Annotated in this window: 16 protein-coding genes; 5 read left to right on the top strand and 11 right to left on the bottom strand. The window is 74.8% G+C overall.

The genetic code is table 11. The annotated features are described in order from the left end of the window. Positions 1–133 precede the first annotated feature (133 nt). The gene (ppdK, locus tag ACFYWG_RS13510) at positions 134–2,881 is read left to right on the top strand and encodes a pyruvate, phosphate dikinase (protein ID WP_389201271.1); all 2,748 of its coding nucleotides are present in this window, start codon (positions 134–136) and stop codon (positions 2,879–2,881) included. A 175-nt stretch (positions 2,882–3,056) separates the two neighbouring features. Here ppdK and ACFYWG_RS13515 read toward each other — a convergent pair whose 3' ends face one another. The 5 genes from ACFYWG_RS13515 to ACFYWG_RS13535 all read right to left on the bottom strand — a co-directional run bounded on the left by ACFYWG_RS13515 (position 3,057) and on the right by ACFYWG_RS13535 (position 9,200). Next, the gene (locus tag ACFYWG_RS13515) at positions 3,057–3,575 is read right to left on the bottom strand and encodes an NUDIX hydrolase (RefSeq protein ID WP_385413320.1); all 519 of its coding nucleotides are present in this window, start codon (positions 3,573–3,575) and stop codon (positions 3,057–3,059) included. 112 nt (positions 3,576–3,687) lie between these two features. Beyond that, the gene (locus tag ACFYWG_RS13520) at positions 3,688–4,845 is read right to left on the bottom strand and encodes an alkaline phosphatase PhoX (protein ID WP_383502557.1); all 1,158 of its coding nucleotides are present in this window, start codon (positions 4,843–4,845) and stop codon (positions 3,688–3,690) included. 184 nt (positions 4,846–5,029) lie between these two features. After that, a complete protein-coding gene (gene nirD / locus ACFYWG_RS13525) occupies positions 5,030–5,380 on the bottom strand; it encodes a nitrite reductase small subunit NirD (RefSeq protein ID WP_383502560.1) in 351 nt (116 codons plus the stop codon). Continuing rightward, complete coding sequence (gene nirB, locus ACFYWG_RS13530; RefSeq protein WP_383502563.1) at positions 5,377–7,983, bottom strand: nitrite reductase large subunit NirB; 2,607 nt, start codon at positions 7,981–7,983, stop codon at positions 5,377–5,379. Before nirB ends, nirD begins: the two co-directional genes overlap by 4 nt. Next, a complete protein-coding gene (locus tag ACFYWG_RS13535) occupies positions 7,983–9,200 on the bottom strand; it encodes an NAD(P)/FAD-dependent oxidoreductase (RefSeq protein WP_389201275.1) in 1,218 nt (405 codons plus the stop codon). The genes nirB and ACFYWG_RS13535 overlap by 1 nt, the downstream gene beginning before the upstream one ends. A gap of 158 nt (positions 9,201–9,358) precedes the next feature. Here ACFYWG_RS13535 and ACFYWG_RS13540 point away from each other — a divergent pair, with 158 nt between their 5' ends. After that, entirely contained in the window at positions 9,359–10,141 is a 783-nt protein-coding gene (locus ACFYWG_RS13540; protein WP_383502566.1) for a sulfite exporter TauE/SafE family protein, read from the top strand. Between the two features lie 182 nt (positions 10,142–10,323). Here the strand turns inward: ACFYWG_RS13540 and ACFYWG_RS13545 are convergent, their stop codons facing one another. Next, a complete protein-coding gene (locus ACFYWG_RS13545) occupies positions 10,324–11,226 on the bottom strand; it encodes an NAD(P)-dependent oxidoreductase (RefSeq protein WP_385413315.1) in 903 nt (300 codons plus the stop codon). A gap of 104 nt (positions 11,227–11,330) precedes the next feature. Here ACFYWG_RS13545 and ACFYWG_RS13550 point away from each other — a divergent pair, with 104 nt between their 5' ends. Then, positions 11,331–11,723: a winged helix-turn-helix transcriptional regulator gene (locus ACFYWG_RS13550; protein WP_385413312.1), complete on the top strand. Its 393-nt coding sequence runs from the start codon at positions 11,331–11,333 to the stop codon at positions 11,721–11,723. Here the strand turns inward: ACFYWG_RS13550 and ACFYWG_RS13555 are convergent. Beyond that, the gene (locus ACFYWG_RS13555) at positions 11,661–12,317 is read right to left on the bottom strand and encodes a class F sortase (protein ID WP_383502577.1); all 657 of its coding nucleotides are present in this window, start codon (positions 12,315–12,317) and stop codon (positions 11,661–11,663) included. The genes ACFYWG_RS13550 and ACFYWG_RS13555 overlap by 63 nt on opposite strands. 129 nt (positions 12,318–12,446) lie before the next feature. Further along, a complete protein-coding gene (locus ACFYWG_RS13560; protein WP_376323147.1) occupies positions 12,447–12,965 on the bottom strand; it encodes a hypothetical protein in 519 nt (172 codons plus the stop codon). A gap of 269 nt (positions 12,966–13,234) precedes the next feature. Between ACFYWG_RS13560 and ACFYWG_RS13565 the strand changes: the two genes are divergently transcribed. Next, positions 13,235–13,849 carry an NADPH-dependent FMN reductase gene (locus tag ACFYWG_RS13565; RefSeq protein ID WP_383502580.1) on the top strand — a complete coding sequence of 205 codons (615 nt, stop codon included), beginning with the start codon at positions 13,235–13,237 and terminating at the stop codon, positions 13,847–13,849. Positions 13,850–13,980: 131 nt separating this feature from the next. Here ACFYWG_RS13565 and ACFYWG_RS13570 read toward each other — a convergent pair whose 3' ends face one another. The 3 genes from ACFYWG_RS13570 to ACFYWG_RS13580 all read right to left on the bottom strand — a co-directional run bounded on the left by ACFYWG_RS13570 (position 13,981) and on the right by ACFYWG_RS13580 (position 17,577). Then, positions 13,981–14,397 carry a gamma-glutamylcyclotransferase family protein gene (locus tag ACFYWG_RS13570; protein ID WP_389201278.1) on the bottom strand — a complete coding sequence of 139 codons (417 nt, stop codon included), beginning with the start codon at positions 14,395–14,397 and terminating at the stop codon, positions 13,981–13,983. Between the two features lie 105 nt (positions 14,398–14,502). Continuing rightward, the gene (locus tag ACFYWG_RS13575) at positions 14,503–16,731 is read right to left on the bottom strand and encodes a molybdopterin oxidoreductase family protein (protein WP_389201280.1); all 2,229 of its coding nucleotides are present in this window, start codon (positions 16,729–16,731) and stop codon (positions 14,503–14,505) included. 135 nt (positions 16,732–16,866) lie between these two features. After that, a complete protein-coding gene (locus tag ACFYWG_RS13580; RefSeq protein WP_383502589.1) occupies positions 16,867–17,577 on the bottom strand; it encodes a vancomycin high temperature exclusion protein in 711 nt (236 codons plus the stop codon). 216 nt (positions 17,578–17,793) lie between these two features. Between ACFYWG_RS13580 and ACFYWG_RS13585 the strand changes: the two genes are divergently transcribed. Then, positions 17,794–18,549 carry a sirohydrochlorin chelatase gene (locus ACFYWG_RS13585; RefSeq protein WP_383502592.1) on the top strand — a complete coding sequence of 252 codons (756 nt, stop codon included), beginning with the start codon at positions 17,794–17,796 and terminating at the stop codon, positions 18,547–18,549. Positions 18,550–18,656 lie beyond the last annotated feature (107 nt).

Here is an 18,656-nt window from a genome sequence, read left to right on the forward strand (position 1 = left end):
CTTGACTTTCGATCCGCTGGCGGACGAGTGGTTACAGGCGCATGACGCGCGAGTGGACCTCCCCAGACGCCTTTGATCTGGGTATGTTCCTCGCCGTCAGGGCAGCCACCGCGTCCTCGAGGAGTCGAGACCCGTGTCGGAAAACAAAGATCCCCACGTAGCTCAGCCGGGCCACAGCGTTGAGGGCGTGAAGTTCGTTTACGACTTCACCGAGGGCAACAAGGACCTCAAGGACCTCCTCGGTGGCAAGGGCGCGAACCTCGCCGAGATGACCAACCTCGGACTGCCGGTTCCCCCCGGCTTCACCATCACCACCGAGGCCTGCAAGACCTACCTGGACAGCGGCGAGGAGCCGGCGGCACTGCGTGACGAGGTGAGCGCGCACCTCGACGCCCTCGAGGCCCGCATGGGCAAGAAGCTCGGCCAGGCCGACGACCCGCTGCTGGTGTCGGTGCGCTCGGGCGCCAAGTTCTCCATGCCCGGCATGATGGACACCGTCCTCAACATCGGCCTGTCCGACAAGTCGGTGCAGGGCCTGGCCGAGCAGGCCGGGGACGAGCGGTTCGCGTGGGACTCCTACCGCCGCCTCATCCAGATGTTCGGCAAGACCGTGCTGGGCGTCGACGGCGAGCTGTTCGAGGACGCGCTGGAGGCGGCGAAGGCGGCCAAGAAGGTCACCGTCGACACCGAGCTGGAGGCGGCCGACCTCAAGAAGCTCGTCACCAAGTTCAAGAAGATCGTCAAGACCGAGGCCGGCCGCGACTTCCCGCAGGACCCGCGCGAGCAGATGGACCTCGCCATCAAGGCCGTCTTCGACTCCTGGAACGGCGACCGGGCCAAGCTCTACCGCCGCCAGGAGCGCATCCCGCACGACCTGGGCACGGCCGTCAACGTCTGCTCCATGGTCTTCGGCAACCTCGGCCCCGACTCCGGCACCGGCGTCGCCTTCACCCGCGACCCCGCCTCCGGCCAGCAGGGCGTCTACGGCGACTACCTGCAGAACGCCCAGGGCGAGGACGTCGTCGCCGGCATCCGCAACACCGTGCCGCTCGCCGATCTGGAGCGCATCGACAAGAAGTCGTACGACCAGCTCATGCAGATCATGGAGACCCTGGAGAACCACTACAAGGATCTCTGCGACATCGAGTTCACCATCGAGCGCGGCGTGCTGTGGATGCTCCAGACCCGCGTCGGCAAGCGCACCGCGGGCGCGGCCTTCCGCATCGCCACCCAGCTGGTGGACCAGGGCCTGATCGACGAGGCCGAGGCGCTCACCCGCGTCAACGGCGCCCAGCTCGCCCAGCTGATGTTCCCGCGCTTCGACGAGAGCGCCAAGGTCGAGCAGGTCGGGCGCGGCATCGCGGCCTCCCCGGGCGCCGCGGTCGGCAAGGCCGTCTTCGACTCCTACACGGCCGTGAAGTGGTCCCGCTCCGGCGAGAAGGTCATCCTGATCCGCCGCGAGACCAACCCCGACGACCTGGACGGCATGATCGCCGCCGAGGGCATCCTCACCTCCCGCGGCGGCAAGACCTCCCACGCGGCCGTCGTCGCCCGCGGCATGGGCAAGACCTGTGTCTGCGGCGCCGAGGAGCTGGAGGTCGACACCAAGCGCCGCCGGATGACCGTGCCGGGCGGACACGTCGTCGAGGAGGGCGACGTCGTCTCCATCGACGGCTCCACCGGCAAGGTGTACCTCGGCGAGGTGCCGGTCGTGCCGTCGCCGGTCGTGGAGTACTTCGAGGGCCGGATGCACCCGGGCGCCGACGACGCCGACGAGCTGGTCGAGGCCGTCCACCGCATGATGGCCTTCGCCGACCGCAAGCGCCGCCTGCGCGTGCGGGCCAACGCCGACAACGCCGAGGACGCGCTGCGCGCCCGCCGCTTCGGCGCCCAGGGCATCGGCCTGTGCCGCACCGAGCACATGTTCCTCGGCGACCGGCGCGAGCTGGTGGAGCGGCTGATCCTGGCCGACACGGACGCCGAGCGCGAGGAGTCCCTCAAGCAGCTGCTGCCGCTGCAGAAGCAGGACTTCGTGCAGCTCTTCGAGTCGATGGACGGCCTGCCGGTCACCGTCCGCCTGCTCGACCCGCCGCTGCACGAGTTCCTGCCGGACATCACCGAGCTGTCCGTCCGCGTGGCCCTGGCCGAGTCCCGCCAGGAGCCGCACGAGAACGAGCTGCGCCTGCTCCAGGCCGTGCACCGGCTGCACGAGCAGAACCCGATGCTGGGTCTGCGCGGTGTGCGCCTGGGCCTGGTCATCCCCGGACTGTTCACCATGCAGGTGCGGGCGATCGCCGAGGCGGCGGCCGAGCGCAAGGCCGCCAAGGGCGACCCGCGCGCCGAGATCATGATTCCGCTGGTGGGCACGGTCCAGGAGCTGGAGATCGTGCGCGAGGAGGCCGACCAGGTCATCGCCGAGGTCGAGGCGGCCTCCGGCGCGCAGCTGAAGCTGTCCATCGGCACGATGATCGAGCTGCCGCGCGCCGCGCTGACCGCCGGTCAGATCGCCGAGGCCGCGCAGTTCTTCTCCTTCGGCACCAACGACCTCACCCAGACGGTGTGGGGCTTCTCCCGGGACGACGTGGAGGCGAGCTTCTTCACCGCCTACCTGGAGAAGGGCATCTTCGGGGTCTCCCCGTTCGAGACGATCGACAAGGACGGCGTCGGCTCCCTGGTGAAGCTGGCCGCCAAGGCCGGCCGCGAGACCCGGCCCGACCTCAAGCTCGGCGTCTGCGGCGAGCACGGCGGCGACCCGGAGTCGGTCCACTTCTTCCACGAGGTCGGACTCGACTACGTCTCCTGCTCCCCGTTCCGCATCCCGGTCGCCCGCCTGGAGGCGGGCCGGGCCGCGGTCCAGTCCCAGGGCAGCGACCACCGCTAGCCGGGGACCCCCGACCCGGAGCCGCCGACGGTCCCCGACCCTCACCGATCGCGGCGGCTCCAGCCCACGGAGAAGAGCGGGGGCGGCACCTTGTGTGCGGAGGTGCCGCCCCCGCTCCTCCGGCCTGTCCGGGGCCGGGCCCGCCGGTGCGCGGGCGGGCTCCCCCCGCCGCCGGTCACAGGGGCCGGCTCTCCCGCAGGCACACCACCGTGCCGGTCAGGGCCGCCGCGTGCAGGGCCGCCAGGGCGGGGAGCTCGGGCGACAGGGACGTGCCGGCGAGGTCGCCCGGGGCGAACAGGCCGTCGTCGTCGTGCTCCGCGCTGCGGCGGACGGACAGCGGCGACGGAAGCCGGCCGCCGAAGAAGTAGAAGTCGATCACCGGGCCGGTGTCCAGCACGTCGGACCGGTGGTCGTAGCCGAGGAGCCGGAGCGGCGCGTCCAGCACCAGGCCGGTCTCCTCGTGCACCTCGCGGCGGGCCGCGGTGACGGGGTCCTCGCCGTGGTCCAGCATCCCGCCCGGCAGCCCCCACATCCCCGCCCCCGGCTGGCCCGCGGCATAGCGCAGCAGCAGCATCCGGTCCTGCGCGTCGAGCAGCAGCACGCAGGAGGCGACGATGCCCTGCGGCAGCGTCCTGACCCACTCCTCGCGCGGCAGGACGAGCGGTACGTCGGAGGCGGGCACGGTCGTGTCCACGGTGATGTCCCTTCCGTCGGCACGGCAGCCCGGACGAGCTGCCCGAACGGAGGAACGCCCGGGCCCGCCGATGGTCACCGGCGGGCCCGGTGCAGGAGGGGGCGCACCGGGGTCACGCCCGGAACGGCCCCCGGACCTCGTAGGTGATGCCGCCCGAGGAGCTGCCCGTGGTGCCGCGCTGGCTGGAGAAGTACAGGCGGGTGCCGTCGGGGGAGAAGGCCGGGCCGGTGATCTCCGAGCCGGACTGGCCCTCGACGCGCAGGAACGGGGCGACCACGTCGGCGGGGGTGATGACGCAGATGTCCATCGTGCCGCCGTCCTCGGCGACGAAGAGGTCGCCGGAGGCGGAGCCGGTGACGTTGTCGACACCGGTCAGGGGGGCGCTGCCGCCGGTCACCAGCGAGTCGTCGTAGGCGAGTTCGATGGTCTGCGCGGCCGCGTCGTACTGCCAGACGCGGTTGTCGCCCTTGGTGGTGAACCAGCACGTGTCGTTCGCGTAGTAGCAGCCCTCGCCGCCGTTGAAGCGCTTGGCGCCGGAGACCTGGTTGCGGGTGGCGGTCGCGCCGGAGGGGTCGGGCACGCGGGCCCAGGTGACCGGGCCGCTGGTGCCGCTGCCCGCCACCAGCACCTCCAGCGTGCCCGAGGACAGGTCGCCCCACGTCGTCGGGCGGAAGCGGTAGAAGCAGCCGTCGCTGACGTCCTCGGTGAGGTAGACGACGCGCCGGACCGGGTCGGCCGCCGCCGCCTCGTGCTTGAACCGGCCCATCGCGTCCCGGCGCACCGCCGGCTTCACGCCCCACGGGTCGGTCTCGTAGACGTAGCCGCGGTCCACCTCCTCGCAGGACAGCCAGGTGTTCCAGGGTGTCCTGCCGCCCGCGCAGTTCTGCCGCGTGCCGGACAGGATCCGGTACGCGCCGGTGATCGCGCCCGTCGCGGAGAACACCACCGCGCTCGCGCCGCCCGAGGGGTTGATCTCGGAGTTGGAGACGTAGATCCAGCCCGTGCCGTCGGCGTAACAGGCGCCGCCGTCCGGGGCGTTGTGCCAGGTGTAGGAGGTGCTGCCGACCCGCTGGCCGGAGCGGGCCACGACCCGGCTGGTGAAGCCGGCGGGGAGCCTGATGCCGTTGGCGTCGGGGGAACCGAGCGGGCCGTAGGGGCCGGCGCCGGGCTGGGCGGGGGCGGCGTACGCGGCGCCGCGCCACAGGGTTCCGCCCAGCGCGGCCGAGGTACCGCCGAGGACGGCCGCACGCAGGAGACTGCGACGTTCCACTCTCACTCCATCAAGTGCCGTACCGCCCCGCCGCCGGTCGACGGCGGGGTCGTGCTGGGAGCTGGGGAGGGCGGGTGGAACGCTAGGGGCGCCGGGTTGACGGAGCATGGACAACGCGTGGCGGCCGGGGGGCGGATCGCCCCCCGGCCGCAGGCCGTTCGTCGTGGGTCCCGGTGGCGGGTCTTCAGGCGGCGCGCACCTCGTACGCCGTCACCCGGACCGTCTCGTCGTCCAGGCACCGGCCCGACACCAGGTCGAAGCGCTGCTTCAGCAGCGGTGAGGCCACGAACGGGCGGCCCCGGTGGGTGCCCGTCAGGCCCCGGGAGAGGACGGCCGCGCCCGTGAAGGGGTCGCGGTTGTCGATGGCGAAGAGCGCGCCGGAGCGGTCGCGGAAGAGCGCGGCCTGGCGCCCGCCGGGCAGCAGGGCCGCCACCCCGCGGCCCGGCAGCAGCGCGCTGAGGTCGCAGATCGCGAACCAGTCGCCGTCCAGGGCCAGTTCGACCTTCAGGCCGGTGGTCTCGGGTGCCAGGGTCATCGCTGGGCGCTTCCTTCCAGTACGTCGTCGGCGGGTCGCATGCCGAGGGACAGCAGCGGCAGGTCGGGCTTCATCTGGTCGCGCTCCGGGACGAAGGCGACGACGGGGTCGGGGGTGTCCGGGGCGTTGACGAACGACACGAACCGGGCCAGCTTCTCGGGGTCGTTGACGGTCTCGGCCCACTCGTCGCGGTAGTGCGCGACATGCGCCCGCATCAGCTCCTCCAGCTCCGCGCAGATGCCGAGCGAGTCGTGCACGACGACGTCCCGCACGTGGTCCAGGCCGCCCGGGATCCGCTCCAGCCAGGTCGAGGTGCGCTCCAGCCGGTCGGCCGTGCGGATGTAGAACATCAGGAACCGGTCGATCAGGCGCACCAGTTCGGCGTCCGACAGGTCCTGCGCGAGCAGGTCCGCGTGGCGGGGCGTGGCACCGCCGTTGCCACCGACGTAGAGGTTCCAGCCGTTGGCGGTGGCGATCACGCCGAAGTCCTTGGACTGCGCCTCGGCGCACTCGCGCTGGCAGCCCGAGACGGCCGACTTCAGCTTGTGCGGCGAGCGCAGTCCCCGGTAGCGCAGCTCCAGGTCGATCGCCATGCGCACCGAGTCCTGGACGCCGTAGCGGCACCAGGTCTGCCCCACGCAGGACTTCACCGTGCGCAGCGACTTGCCGTAGGCGTGGCCGGACTCGAAGCCGGCGTCGACCAGGCGGGCCCAGATCAGCGGGAGCTGCTCGACGCGGGCGCCGAACATGTCGATGCGCTGGCCGCCGGTGATCTTCGTGTAGAGCCCGAAGTCGCGGGCGATCTCGCCGATGACGATCAGCTTCTCCGGGGCGATCTCGCCGCCGGGGATGCGGGGCACGACGGAGTACGAGCCGTTCTTCTGCAGGTTCGCCAGGAAGTGGTCGTTGGTGTCCTGCAGGGCGGCCTGCTCGCCGTCCAGGACGTAGCCGCTCGCGCCGATCGCCGGGGCGAGGGAGGCGATGATCGAGCCGACGGTGGGCTTGCACACCTCGCAGCCGTCCCCGCCCCGGGCCTCCTCCCGGCCGTGGCGGTCGAGCAGGTCCTGGTAGCTGGTCACGCGCAGGGCGAGGACGATCTCGTACAGCTCCTCGCGGGTCTGCGCGAAGCAGCCGCACAGGCCCTTGTCGACCTCGACGCCGCTCGCCTCCAGCTCGGCGTCGACGAGCTGCCCGAGGACCTTCACGCACGAGCCGCAGCCGGTGCCGGCCTTGGTGCACTTCTTCACCTCCGGCACGGTGGTGCAGCGGTGGTCGGTGACCGCGCCGCGGATCGTGCCCTTGGAGACGTTGTGGCAGGAGCAGACGATCGCCTCGTCCGGCAGCGCCGACGGGCCGAGCGCGGCCGGCTGCCCGGCCCCGGCGGGCAGCACCAGCGACTCCGGCGCGACCGGCGGCACGGACCCGGTGAACGCCTTCAGCGTGCCGTACGCCTCCGCGTCGCCGACCAGGATGCCGCCGAGCAGCGTGCCGTCGCGGCCGATGACCAGCTTCTTGTACAGGCCCGCGCGGGAGTCGGAGTACACCACGTCCAGGCAGTCCTCGGCGGTGCCGTGCGCGTCGCCGAAGGACGCCACGTCCACCCCGAGCAGCTTCAGCTTGGTGGACAGGTCCGCGCCGGTGAAGGAGGCCTCGTCGGAGGCGATCACGGCCGCCGCCGTCTCGGCCTGCTCGTAGCCGGGCGCCACCAGCCCGTACACCCGGCCGTCCGCCGCCAGCGCGCACTCGCCGATCGCGAACACCCGCGGGTCGCCGACCGTGCGGCACTGCTCGTCCACGGCGATGCCGCCGCGCTCGCCGACCGTCAGGCCGCAGTCGCGGGCCAGCTGGTCGCGCGGGCGGACACCGGCGGAGAACACCACGAGGTCGGTGGCGAGTGCGGAGCCGTCGGACAGCCTCATGCCGGTGACGGCGCCGTCCTCACCGACGAGGATCTCCTGTGTGCCGACACCGGTGTGGACGCTCAGGCCCATCCCCTCGATGGTGCGCAGCAGCGCGGCACCCCCGCCCTCGTCGACCTGGACGGGCATCAGCCGCGGGGCGAACTCCACGATGTGCGAGGTCAGTCCGAGGCCCTTCAGCGCGCCCGCGGCCTCCAGCCCGAGCAGGCCGCCGCCGACCACGGCACCGGTGGTGGCGGTCTTCGCGTACTCCTCGATCGCGAGCAGGTCCTCGATCGTGCGGTAGACGAAGCAGCCCTCGGCGTCCTTGCCCGGGACCGGCGGCACGAACGGGTAGGAGCCGGTGGCCAGGACGAGGACGTCGTAGCCGACGACCTCACCGGACCGGGCGGTGACCGTGCGGGCCTCGCGGTCCACGCAGACCGCCGGGTCGCCGACGCGCAGCTCGATGCCGTGGTCGGCGAGGAACCGCGCGTCCGTCAGGGACAGCTCCTCGGGCGTCCGGCCGGAGAAGTACGAGGTGAGCTGGACGCGGTCGTAGGCCGGGCGCGGCTCCTCGCAGAGCACCACCACGCGGTGCGTGGCGGTCAGGCCGCGCTCGGCGAGCGCTTCGAGGAAGCGCTGGCCGACCATGCCGTGGCCGACGAGCACGATCGTGGGGGTCGCCCCCGGGGTGGCCGTCATCAGGAGCCTCCATCGTTGGTGAGCAGGTGGAGCAGCGGGCCGCCGTCGGCAGGGAGCGGCTCTGCTCCCTCCCAGGCGCGGGCGAGCGCGCCGACGGTGCCGAGTTCGCCGACGAGGACCCCGCCGACCAGGCGGTCGTCGCGGACGACGACCTTGCGGTAGGTGCCGCGGGTGGCGTCGGCGAGCTGGACGACGTCGTCGCCCGGGAGCGCGTCGGTCTCGCCGAACGCGGCGAGGTCGAAGGGGCCGTCCCGGCCGGTCAGCGTGAGCCGGGTCAGGGAGCGGGTGCCGGTGTAGCGGGCGGCCGGGTCACCGGCCAGCAGCCGGGCCAGGGCGTCGGCCTGTTCGAGCGCCGGGGCGGCGAGTCCGTACAGGACGCCGTCGTGCCGGGCGCAGTCGCCGACGGCGTGGACGTACGGGTCGGAGGTGCGCAGGGCGTCGTCGACGACGACGCCCTCGCGCACGTCGAGCCCGGCGGCCTGCGCGAGGCCGACCCGGGGGCGGACCCCGCAGGCGACGACGACCAGGTCGGCGTCGAGCGCGTACCCGTCGGCCAGCTCCACCGAGCGGACGGCGCCCGCGACGCAGCGCACGTCCCGCACGCGGCACTCGGTGTGCACCTCGACGCCCAGCCCGGTCAGGTGCCGGCGGACGAGCGCGGACGCGGCCGGGTCGAGCTGGCGCTCCATCAGCCGCTCGGACTGCTGGGCGAGCACCACCTGGGCCCCGCGCAGGGCCAGGGCCCGGGCCGCGGAGACCCCCAGCAGGCCCCCGCCGACGACGACCGCCCGCACCCCGGGCCGGACCGCCTTCGACAGGCCCAGGCAGTCGTCCAGGGTGCGGAACGCGTGGACGCCCTCGGGCAGTTCGCCGTCGCCGGTGAACAGCCCCCGCAGGGGCGGCAGGACGGGGTTGGAGCCGGTGGCGAGGACCAGCCGGCCGTAGGCGATCTGCGAACCGTCCGCGCAGACGACGGTCCGCCGCCCGCGGTCGATCCCGGTGACCCGGGCGCGCAGCAGGTCCGCGGGCGCCGGCAGGGCGATCACCTCCGGGCTGTACCGTCCGGCCAGCACCTCGGCGAGCAGGACCCGGTTGTAGGGCCGGTGCTCCTCCTCGCCGATCAGCAGTGCGGGCGTGCCCAGCTCACCGAGCCGCCGGGCGAGCCGTACGCCCGCCAGGCCGGTGCCGATCACCACCACACGCTCGTTCGAGGTCATGTCCCGAGCGTGCGGTGCCGGTGTTACCCGGCCGCATCCCCGCTGTTTCCCGCCGGGAACGCTGCCCTCAGCGGCGGCGGCGGGCGCGTGTGAGGGTTGCTGACGTGCGAGGACGGCCGGTGTGAGGCGCCGCGGGGGCGTCGCATAGGGTCGCCGTCGTGCCCGACATATCGCTGACCGTGGTCGTCCTGCTCTGCGTCGCGGCCCTCGCCGCCGGGTGGATCGACGCCGTGGTCGGCGGGGGCGGCCTGCTGCTGCTGCCGGCGCTGCTGCTGGGGCTGCCGTCGCACACGCCCGCCGCGTACGCGCTGGGCACCAACAAGGCCGTCGCCATCGTGGGCACCACCGGCGCGGCGGTCACCTACGCCCGCAGGGCCCCGGTCGACGTCCGGACGGCGATCCGCATCGGGCTGGCCGCCCTGGCCGGGTCCTCCGCCGGGGCCTTCTTCGCGGCCGGGATGAGCACCGAGGTGCTCAAGCCGGTGATCATGGTGGTGCTGCTCGGGGTGGCCGCCTTCGTGATCCTGCGGCCCGCCTTCGGCACGGCCCCCGCCCCCGGCCCGGCCGGACCCCGCCGGATCCTCGCGGCGATCGGCCTCGCGGGCCTGGGCATCGGCTTCTACGACGGGCTCATCGGCCCCGGCACCGGCACCTTCCTGGTCCTCACGCTCACCGCCGTCCTCCACCTCGACCTCGTCACCGCCTCCGCCACCGCCAAGATCGTCAACTGCTGCACCAACGCCGGGGCCCTCGCCACCTTCGCCTGGCAGGGCACGGTCCTGTGGCAGCTGGCCGCCCTGATGGCCGTGTTCAACCTGGCGGGCGGCACCCTGGGCGCCCGCACCGCCCTGAAGAAGGGCAGCGGCTTCGTCCGCATCGTCCTGCTGACGGTGGTCTTCGCCCTGGTGGCGAACCTCGCCTACGAGCAGTGGCTCGCCTGACCCCCTGCGCCTCGCCCGCGCCCGGGGCGCGCTGCGCGCCCTTGAGCAGCCGGAGGCCGGGGGGCTCGGGGCCGGGGCGGTGGCGCAGCGCCGACGCCTGCTGCTGCCGGATCGTCGTCTGCGAGCGCGTCGACGAGCAGTGACCGGGCGGCCTCGCGGACCGGGCCCCGGCGCAGCCGGCCTCAGACGTCCGCCCGGCTCCGCAGGTCCAGCAGCTCGATCGTCCCCGTGCCGTCCTCGTCGCCGTGGCCCTGGGCCAGCCGCCGTTCCATCAGCGCCATGAACGGCGTCAGCAGCTCCGGGCTGACCCGCTGCTCCCCGGCCGTGCGCAGCAGGGTGGCGTTGCCCGCGACCTGCATGTCGAGGCGGGAGACCACGCCCCCGGTGTAGTCACCGCTCTCCAGCCGCTCGGCCGTCCCGTGCACGGCCGGGGCCATCGCGGTCAGCCAGTCGGCGAGCAGCGGCGCGAACTCCCGCGGCGCGAGGTCCTCCGGGCGGATCAGCGCGAAGGCGTGGGTGATGCCCGCGAACATGCCGGTCATCGCGCTCAGCAGCGCCACGTCGTGCAGCGCGGCGAAGCCCGGGTCGGCGCCGACGTAACGGGTCGCGGCCGGGACGGCCAGGGTGTCGCGGTGCTCCTCGAACAGTGCGGGCGAGCCGCTGTAGAAGACGTAGCCGCCGGACCGGGGCGCGCCGATCATCGGCGGTACGGCCATGATCCCGCCGTCCAGGAACCGGGCGCCGCGCGCCTCGGCCCAGGCGCCGCGCGCACGGGCCTCGCCGGGCGTGCCGGTGGTGAGGTTCACCAGGTCGCGCCCGGCGAGACCGGCCGCGTCGAGGGCCTCGCCGACGGAGGCGTCGTCCAGCAGGCAGACGATCACCAGGCGGTTGGCCGCGACCGCGGCGGCGGCGCTCGGCGCGACGACCGCGCCCTCGGCGGCCAGGGCCTCGGCCCGGGCGGGCGTGCGGTTCCAGACGGTCACCGGGTGCCCGGCGGCGAGCCAGGCCCGGGCCAGTGCGGTGCCCATGGCGCCGGTGCCGAGCAGGGTGACGGGAGTACGGGGAGCAACTGCGGTGTCGGTCATGGCGTCTAGGCTCGTCGGGGGGAATCGCCTGCTCAAGTACGCACTCGGAAGTGGGTGGTTACCTCGCGGGAAGCATCCTGGCAGCGGCAGGGAGGAGCGCGGGCATGGGGACGGCGGGGCGCAGGCCGGGGGCGTACGTGTGCGGGATCGACGCGGCGATGGACGTCATCGGCGGCAAGTGGAAGGTGCTGGTCCTCTGGGCGCTGCACGAGCGGCCGCACCGCTTCGGCGAGCTGCGCCGGGAACTGCCGGGCGTCACCGAGAAGGTGCTCGCCGCGCAGCTGCGCGAGATGGAGGCCGACGGGCTGGTGCACCGTGAGGCGTACGACGAGGTGCCGCCGCGCGTGGAGTACTCGCTGACCCCGCGGGGCGTCTCCCTCAACGCCGCGCTGGAACCGCTGGGCGCGTGGGGCAGGCTCCACGTCCTCGGCGGATCACCGGCTGCCGGTGAGGTGCGCGAAGACGACGACGTTCCCCCGGTACCCGGTGCCGCGTGACCAGCCGCCGCCGCAGGTGATGACCCGCAACTCGGGCCGGCGGGCGGGGCCGTAGACCTTCGCGTCGGGGAAGTCCCGCGCGTCGTACACCTCGACGGCGTCCACGGTGAACACCGCGACCCGTCCGTCCCGGCGGTCCACCTCGATGGTGCTCCCCTTGGCCAGGGAGCCCAGGCGGTAGAAGACGGCCGGGCCCTCGGCGTTGTCGACGTGGCCGGCCACGATCGCGGTACCCCGTTCCCCGGGCGTGGTGCCGGCCTCGTACCACCCGGCGAGCTCCGGGCGCGCCGCGGGCGGTACGTCGAGGCTGCCGGCCCGGGTCAGCCCCAGCCCGGTCAGCGGGGCGTCCACCCGGATCGCCGGGACGCGGATGCGCCGCGGCGGTGAGGGCGGCAGCGCCGGCACGGCGGAACCCGGGCTCTCCCGGGCGCCCCTGCCGTCCTGCCCGGCCCCGGCCTGCGCCGCGGAGGGCTGGGGCGGACCGGGCGCCGCGGCGCCGTCGCGCAGCAGCCAGGCCCCGGAGCACAGGGCGAACAGCGTCACGGCCGTCAGGGCGGCGTCGACGGGACCGCCGGTCCGGGGGAACCCGCGCATACCCACCCCTTCCTCGGCCCCCGGACGCGGCGGGGGAGTCGGCCCCGATCCCCCTCCGGGCCGCGAGGGGCGTCGGACCCGGAGGGGGAGGGACATGCGGTACCGGCGACGGACAGCGGAGGATGTCCGTCAGATCCCGTCGCCTCTCGCCCGGCGATGCAGGAGCCAGGTACCGCCCGCGGCGGCGACGGCGAGCGCCGTCACCCCGGCCGCGGTCTGCACGGGGTCGGGGCCCAGAGCGCCGCCGACCCCCGTCTTGACACTTCCTCGCGGGTGCACCTGCTCGCGCGCCGGGGTCAGCGTGACCACCAGGTCGCCGGTGACCCGCCGCCCGCTCCCGGCGCACGTCGCGACGATCTCGTACGTGCCGGGCTGCGCACCCGGCGGCACCCGGAACCGCCCGGTCGCGTCCTGCCCGCGCTCCGCCGCGAGGTGCAGGACCCCGGCGCCGACCGCACCGGCGTCACCCGTCGCCGTACCCCCGGTGCCGCAGGCCGCCGTCCGTACGCCGACCTGCCCGCCGGGGACCACCGACGCCGGCGACAGCTCCAGCTCACCGGTCTGCGCGCCGTACGCGGGGGCGGCGGCCAGGGCCGCGGCGGCCACGACGAGCGCGGTGCCGGTCAGCGGACGGGCGGTACGTCGCATCGGTGCTCCTTCGAGCGGTTCGGTCGGGCGCCTGCCCTTCCGAGGTAACGGGGTGCCCGGCCGGCCCGCTTTCTGAGTGGGCGTCAGAATTGGGGTGAACGGGTGTCGTGCACACCGGTCCCCGACGGCCCGTCAGGAGCGTTTCGGCTGGTCAGGCGCGTGCGCCGGGCGCGGGGCGGAAATGCCCGCGGGGCGGGGGTGAACGGGTGACCCGCCGTGGCGCGGCCGGGCTTGACCTCGACGAAGGTTGAGGTATCAGGCTGTGCCGCATGAACACGAACACCGCGCACACCGCCGTCCACCCGGCCGCCGCCGAGCCGCTCCGGGTGACCCTCGTCGTCGGCAGCAACCGCCACGGCCGCTTCGGCCCCGTGGTCGCCGACTGGCTCCTCGCCCGGCTGCGGGGCCGCGACGACCTGGTCGCCGAGGTCGTCGACGTCGCCGAGGCCGCCCTGCCGACGTCCCTCGAACCGACCCCCGAGGCGCGGGCCGCCCTGTCCGGCGTCACCCCGAAGCTGGCCCGGGCGGACGCCTTCGTGGTCCTCACCCCCGAGTACAACCACTCCTTCCCGGCGGGCCTGAAGAACCTCGTCGACTGGCACTACGGCGAGTGGCGGGCCAAGCCCGTCGCCCTCGTCTCCTACGGCGGCCTGGCCGGGGGCCTGCGCGCCGCGGAGCACCTGCGGCAGGTCTTCGCCGAGCTGCACGCCGTGACGGTCCGCGACACCGTGTCCTTCCACAACGCCGGCGCGTCCTTCGACGACCGGGGCGCCCTGCGCGACCCCGCGGGCCCGGACGCCGCGGCCGCGACCATGCTGGACCAACTGGTCTGGTGGGGCCTGGCGTTGCGCGAGGCCAGGGCTCAACGCCCGTACGCGGCCTGACCCGTCGGGCGGCGCCCGCCGGGGGCGCGGGGAACCGCGCGAGGGGCCACGGCCGGCCCCCAGGGGCCACGGCCGCATCCGTCCCGCCGGGGTCTCCGCCTTCGCCCGTGTTCCTCTTCCCGGCTCCGCCGCTACCCGCGCCCCCGCCACTCCCCGCCCTCGACCCGCCGTCCGGCGGCCCGCAGCCTCGCGGCCACCCCCCGGCCCGCCACATAGACCCAGGCCCGGACGCCCGCCCCGTCCGTGTCGCGGACGACCTCCCGCTCCACGCGCACGTACAGGCTCAGCGGATCGCCCGGCACGTACTCCTCCAGCCGGTCCAGCTCCGCCAGCAGCTCCCCGTACGCCTCCGGCCGGGCGGTCACCAGCTCCCCGCGCACCACGCCGCCGTCCGGCTCCTCGACGGCGTACGGATACCCCGGGCCCTCGTAGAGCACGGTGTCCGCCAGCCGGGCCGGCTCCTCGGAACGGGTGCGGCCGTGCAGGAAGAGGCGGTGGTTGGCCTCCCCGGGGCGGAGGGTGCCGTAGACGAAGAAGGGCAGGGTCACAGGACCGATTCTGCACCTCCTGCTGCGTGCTGCCGGCGCCGGAGAGGTCCTCGGCTGTGCCGGGAGACGCGGTGCGGGTCGGAAGGCCCTCGCCGTCTCCCGCCGCTACCGCTCGACGGCCTCCAGCCGCACCGCGCACGCCTTGAACTCCGGCATCCGCGACGTCGGGTCGAGCGCGGGGTTGGTGAGGGTGTTCGCCCGGCCCTCGCCCGGCCAGTGGAAGGGCATGAAGACCGTGTCGGGACGGATGGTGTCGGTGATCCTCGCCGGGGCCACGGCCCGGCCCCGACGGGACACCACCGCCACCGGGTCGCCCTCGGCCGTGCCGAGCCGCGCCGCCAGCCGCGGATGCAGTTCCACGAACGGCCCGGGCGCGGCGGCGTTCAGCTCCGCCACCCGGCGGGTCTGCGCCCCGGACTGGTACTGGGCCACGACCCGGCCGGTGGTGAGCAGCAGCGGGTACTCCTCGTCCGGTTCCTCGGCGATCGGCCGGTGCGAGACGGGCACGAACCGGGCCCGGCCGTCGGCGGTGGCGAAGCGCTCGAGGAACAACCGCGGGGTGCCGGGGTGCACGCCCGCGTCCTCTCCGCCCGGCGTGCCGGAGTGGGGGGCCGCCGTCTCTCCGGTCGGCGTGGCCGGGTGCGGGCCCGCCGCCCGTCCGGTGGGGCCGTCGGGCGGCCTCGGCGTGCCGGGCGCGGTGCCGCCGGTCCCGTCCGGCGCCGGCGGTTCGGCCGGGCACGGCCAGAAGACCCCGTTCTCCTCGGCCAGCCTGCGGTACGTGATCCCCGAGTAGTCCGCGGGCCCGCCCGCGCTCGCCCGCCGCAGCTCCTCGAAGACCTCCTCCGGATCCGCCGGGAAACCCTTCTCCACGCCCAGCCGCGCGGCCAGTTCGCCGAGGACCTCCAGATCGCTGCGGACGCCCTCCGGCGGCGTGACGGCCCGGCGGCGCAGCAGGACCCGGCCCTCCAGGTTCGTCGTCGTGCCCGTCTCCTCCGCCCACTGCGTGACCGGCAGCACCACGTCCGCGAGGGCCGCCGTCTCCGACAGCACCACGTCGCAGACCGCCAGGAAGTCCAGCGACCGGATCCGCTCCTCCACGTGCGCGGCCCGGGGCGCCGACACCACCGGGTTGGACGCCATCAGCAGCAGCGACCTGATGTCGGTGCCCAGCGCGTCCAGCAGCTCGTACGCGCTGCGCCCCGGCCCCGGAAGGCTGTCCGGGTCCACACCCCACACCCCGGCGACATGGGCCCGGGCCGCCGGGTCGTCGAGCTTGCGATAGCCCGGCAACTGGTCGGCCTTCTGCCCGTGTTCGCGCCCGCCCTGGCCGTTGCCCTGCCCCGTCAGACAGCCGTACCCGGACCGGGGGCGCCCCGGCCGGCCGGTCGCCAGGCACAGGTTGATCCAGGCGCCCACGGTGTCCGTGCCCTTGGACTGCTGCTCGGGCCCGCGCGCGGTGAGCACCATCGCCGACTCGGGCTCGCAGAACAGCCGTACGGTCTCCCGCAGCCGGGGAACGGACACCCCCGTGATCCGCTCCACGTACTCGGGCCAGTGCGCCATGGCGGCGGCCCGGGCCTCCTCCCAGCCGGTGGTCCGGCCGGCGACGTACTCCTCGTCCACCCGGCCCTCGGCGATCACCAGGTGCAGCAGCCCCAGGGCGAGGGCCAGGTCGGTGCCCGGCCGCGGCGCCAGGTGCAGATCGGCCTGCTCGGCCGTCCTGGTCCGCCGCGGGTCGACGACGATCAGGGTGCCGCCGTTGTCCCGCAGCTGCGTGAAGTACCGCAGCGACGGCGGCATGGTCTCCGCCGGGTTCGACCCGACGAGGATCACGCACCCCGACTCCGGGACGTCCTCCAGCGGGAACGGCAGCCCGCGGTCCAGCCCGAACGCCCTGATCCCGGCCGCCGCGGCCGAAGACATGCAGAACCGTCCGTTGTAGTCGATCTGCGAGGTGCCGAGCACGACCCGTGCGAACTTGCCGAGGCTGTACGCCTTCTCGTTCGTCAGCCCGCCGCCGCCGAACACCCCGACCGCGTCCGGGCCGTACGCGGCGCGCGTGCGGCGAAGCCCCGCCGCGATCCGGTCCAGCGCCTCGTCCCAGGAGGCCGGCACCAGCGTGCCGTCCCCGCCGCGCACCAGCGGCGAGGTCAGCCGGACGTCCCGCGCGAGCAGCGCCGGCGCGGTACGGCCCTTGCCGCACAGCGCGCCCCGGTTCACCGGGAAGTCCGCCCGCTCGCTCACGGCGACGCCCCCGTCCGGCGCGGGCGTGAGGTTCATCCCGCACTGCAGGGCGCAGTACGGGCAGTGCGTGGGCGTCACGGTGCTCTGCATGCCGACCAGCGTGCGCCGGCCGTGTTACGCCCGGGCCGGGCCCCTGTTACGCGGCCGGGACGGCAACCTCCCCGCCGCGGCCCCGCCCGCGTGAGGTGCCCGGACACGACCTGGCCGTATGGATCACGAGCGTTGTCAACGCCTGCCGGGCCGCGGCGGTCCTCCGCCCGCGGCCAGCGCCCGGTCCACTCCCGGCTCGCGGGGCCCGAGGAAGCGCGGGTCCGGGCGGAACACCGCGTCCGCGGCGGCCTTCCCGGCCGCGAGGATCTCCCGTGCGCCGCCGTAGTACCAGGTGGCGTCGTGCACCGCGTCCACCCCGACCCCGTAGGACTCCACGCCGGCGGCCCGGCACAGCGCCACCGCCCGCCGGATGTGGAAGCCCTGGCTGATCAGCACCGCCTCGTCCACCCCGAAGATCTTCTTCGCGCGCACGCAGGAGTCCCAGGTGTCGAACCCCGCGTAGTCGCTGACGATCCGCCCGTCGGGCACCCCGTGCCGGGTCAGATAGGCGCGCATGGCGTCCGGCTCGTCGTAGTCCTCCCGGCTGTTGTCCCCGGTGACGAGCACCACCCGCACCTTCCCCTCCCGGTACAGCCCGGCCGCCGCGTCCAGCCGGTGGGCGAGGTAGGGCGAGGGCTCCCCGCCCCACAGCCCGGCCCCGAACACCACGGCCACGTCGGTGCGCGGGACGTCCGCCGCCGACCGCAGCCGCCCGTCCGCCACCAGGTGCATCCAGGTCGCGGGCAGCAGGGCGAGCACGCACCCGGCCATCACCGCCTGCACCAGGCGCCGCCGCCCCCGCCGGGTGCGCGGCAGCCGCGGTCTGCGCAACGTCACTGGACGCATCGGACGGTCCCTCCCCAGGTCGGCCCCTCGACCCTGTGGGACGCCCCACCGGACCGCGCGGTTCACCCCCGCCCCCGTGACGAGCTTCACGCCGCCGGACGAAACCCGCAGCTCACAGCGGCTCACAGCGCGCCTGCCCCGGGACGTGAGCCGGCCGAAAAGCCCCGTGACCCCCCGCGCAACGGGACGGACACACGCCCCGGCGACCATGGAGGTATGTCCAGCAGGCCCCGCCCCCTCCCGCAGCCCGCCCCGCCCGCCCTCGTGGCCGTGGCCCACGGCAGCCGCGACCCCCGTGCGCTGAGCACGGTGAGTGCGCTCCTGGACCGGGTCCGGGCGCTGCGCCCCGACGTGCCGGTGCACCTCGGCCACATCGAGCTGAACGCCCCGCTGCTCCCCGGGACGCTCGCCGCGCTCGGCGACCGGGAGGCGGTCCTCGTCCCGCTGCTCCTGGCCCGCGGACACCACGTCAAGCACGACATCCCCGCGGCGGCCGCCGCCTCCCGGGCCCGCACCCGCCTCGCGCCGCCGCTGGGCCCCCACCCCCTCCTGGTGGACGTCCTCCAGGACCGCCTGACGGAGGCCGGCTGGGGCGGGACACCCCGCCGCACCAGCGCGGTGGTCCTCGCCGCGGCGGGCTCCCGCGACCCGGACGCCCGGGCGGACACCGCCCGCACGGCCCACCTCCTGGCGGCCCGCCTCGGCGTGCCCGTCGTCCCGGCCTACGCCTCGGCGGCGGCCCCCACGGTCCCGGAGGCCGTGCGCACCCTCCTGGCCAGGGGCCGCCACCACATCGCCCTCGCCTCCTGCTTCACGGCCCCCGGCCGCTTCGCCACCGAGTGCGCCCGGCAGGCACCGTGGATCGCGGCGGCCCCCCTCGGCGCGCACCCCGCCCTGGCCCGGCTCCTGCTGCACCGCTACGACGAGGCACGGGCGAGGCCGGCGGCGGCCCGGGAACCGGTCTCGGCCTGATGCCCTGAGAGGCCGGGAGCCGAGGAGCCGGGAGCCGAGGAGCCGGGAGCCGAGGAACCGGGGAACCGGGGAGCCGGGGAGTCGAGCAGCCGAGGAGCGCGGGACGG

It is taken from the genome of Streptomyces sp. NPDC003456 (genome assembly GCF_042878735.1).
Classification (GTDB): Bacteria; Actinomycetota; Actinomycetes; order Streptomycetales; family Streptomycetaceae; genus Streptomyces.

Bases quoted from the DNA above. Each gene is read 5' to 3' on its own strand.
- ACFYWG_RS13560 (WP_376323147.1), bottom strand. From the start codon at position 12,965: ATGCGACGTACCGCCCGTCCGCTGACCGGCACCGCGCTCGTCGTGGCC.
- nirB (WP_383502563.1), bottom strand. From the start codon at position 7,983: ATGACGGCCACCCCGGGGGCGACCCCCACGATCGTGCTCGTCGGCCAC.
- ACFYWG_RS13550 (WP_385413312.1), top strand. From the start codon at position 11,331: ATGGGGACGGCGGGGCGCAGGCCGGGGGCGTACGTGTGCGGGATCGAC.
- ACFYWG_RS13585 (WP_383502592.1), top strand. From the start codon at position 17,794: ATGTCCAGCAGGCCCCGCCCCCTCCCGCAGCCCGCCCCGCCCGCCCTC.
- nirD (WP_383502560.1), bottom strand. From the start codon at position 5,380: ATGACCCTGGCACCCGAGACCACCGGCCTGAAGGTCGAACTGGCCCTG.
- ACFYWG_RS13565 (WP_383502580.1), top strand. From the start codon at position 13,235: ATGAACACGAACACCGCGCACACCGCCGTCCACCCGGCCGCCGCCGAG.
- ACFYWG_RS13575 (WP_389201280.1), bottom strand. From the start codon at position 16,731: ATGCAGAGCACCGTGACGCCCACGCACTGCCCGTACTGCGCCCTGCAG.
- ACFYWG_RS13545 (WP_385413315.1), bottom strand. From the start codon at position 11,226: ATGACCGACACCGCAGTTGCTCCCCGTACTCCCGTCACCCTGCTCGGC.
- ACFYWG_RS13580 (WP_383502589.1), bottom strand. From the start codon at position 17,577: ATGCGTCCAGTGACGTTGCGCAGACCGCGGCTGCCGCGCACCCGGCGG.
- ACFYWG_RS13555 (WP_383502577.1), bottom strand. From the start codon at position 12,317: ATGCGCGGGTTCCCCCGGACCGGCGGTCCCGTCGACGCCGCCCTGACG.
- ACFYWG_RS13535 (WP_389201275.1), bottom strand. From the start codon at position 9,200: ATGACCTCGAACGAGCGTGTGGTGGTGATCGGCACCGGCCTGGCGGGC.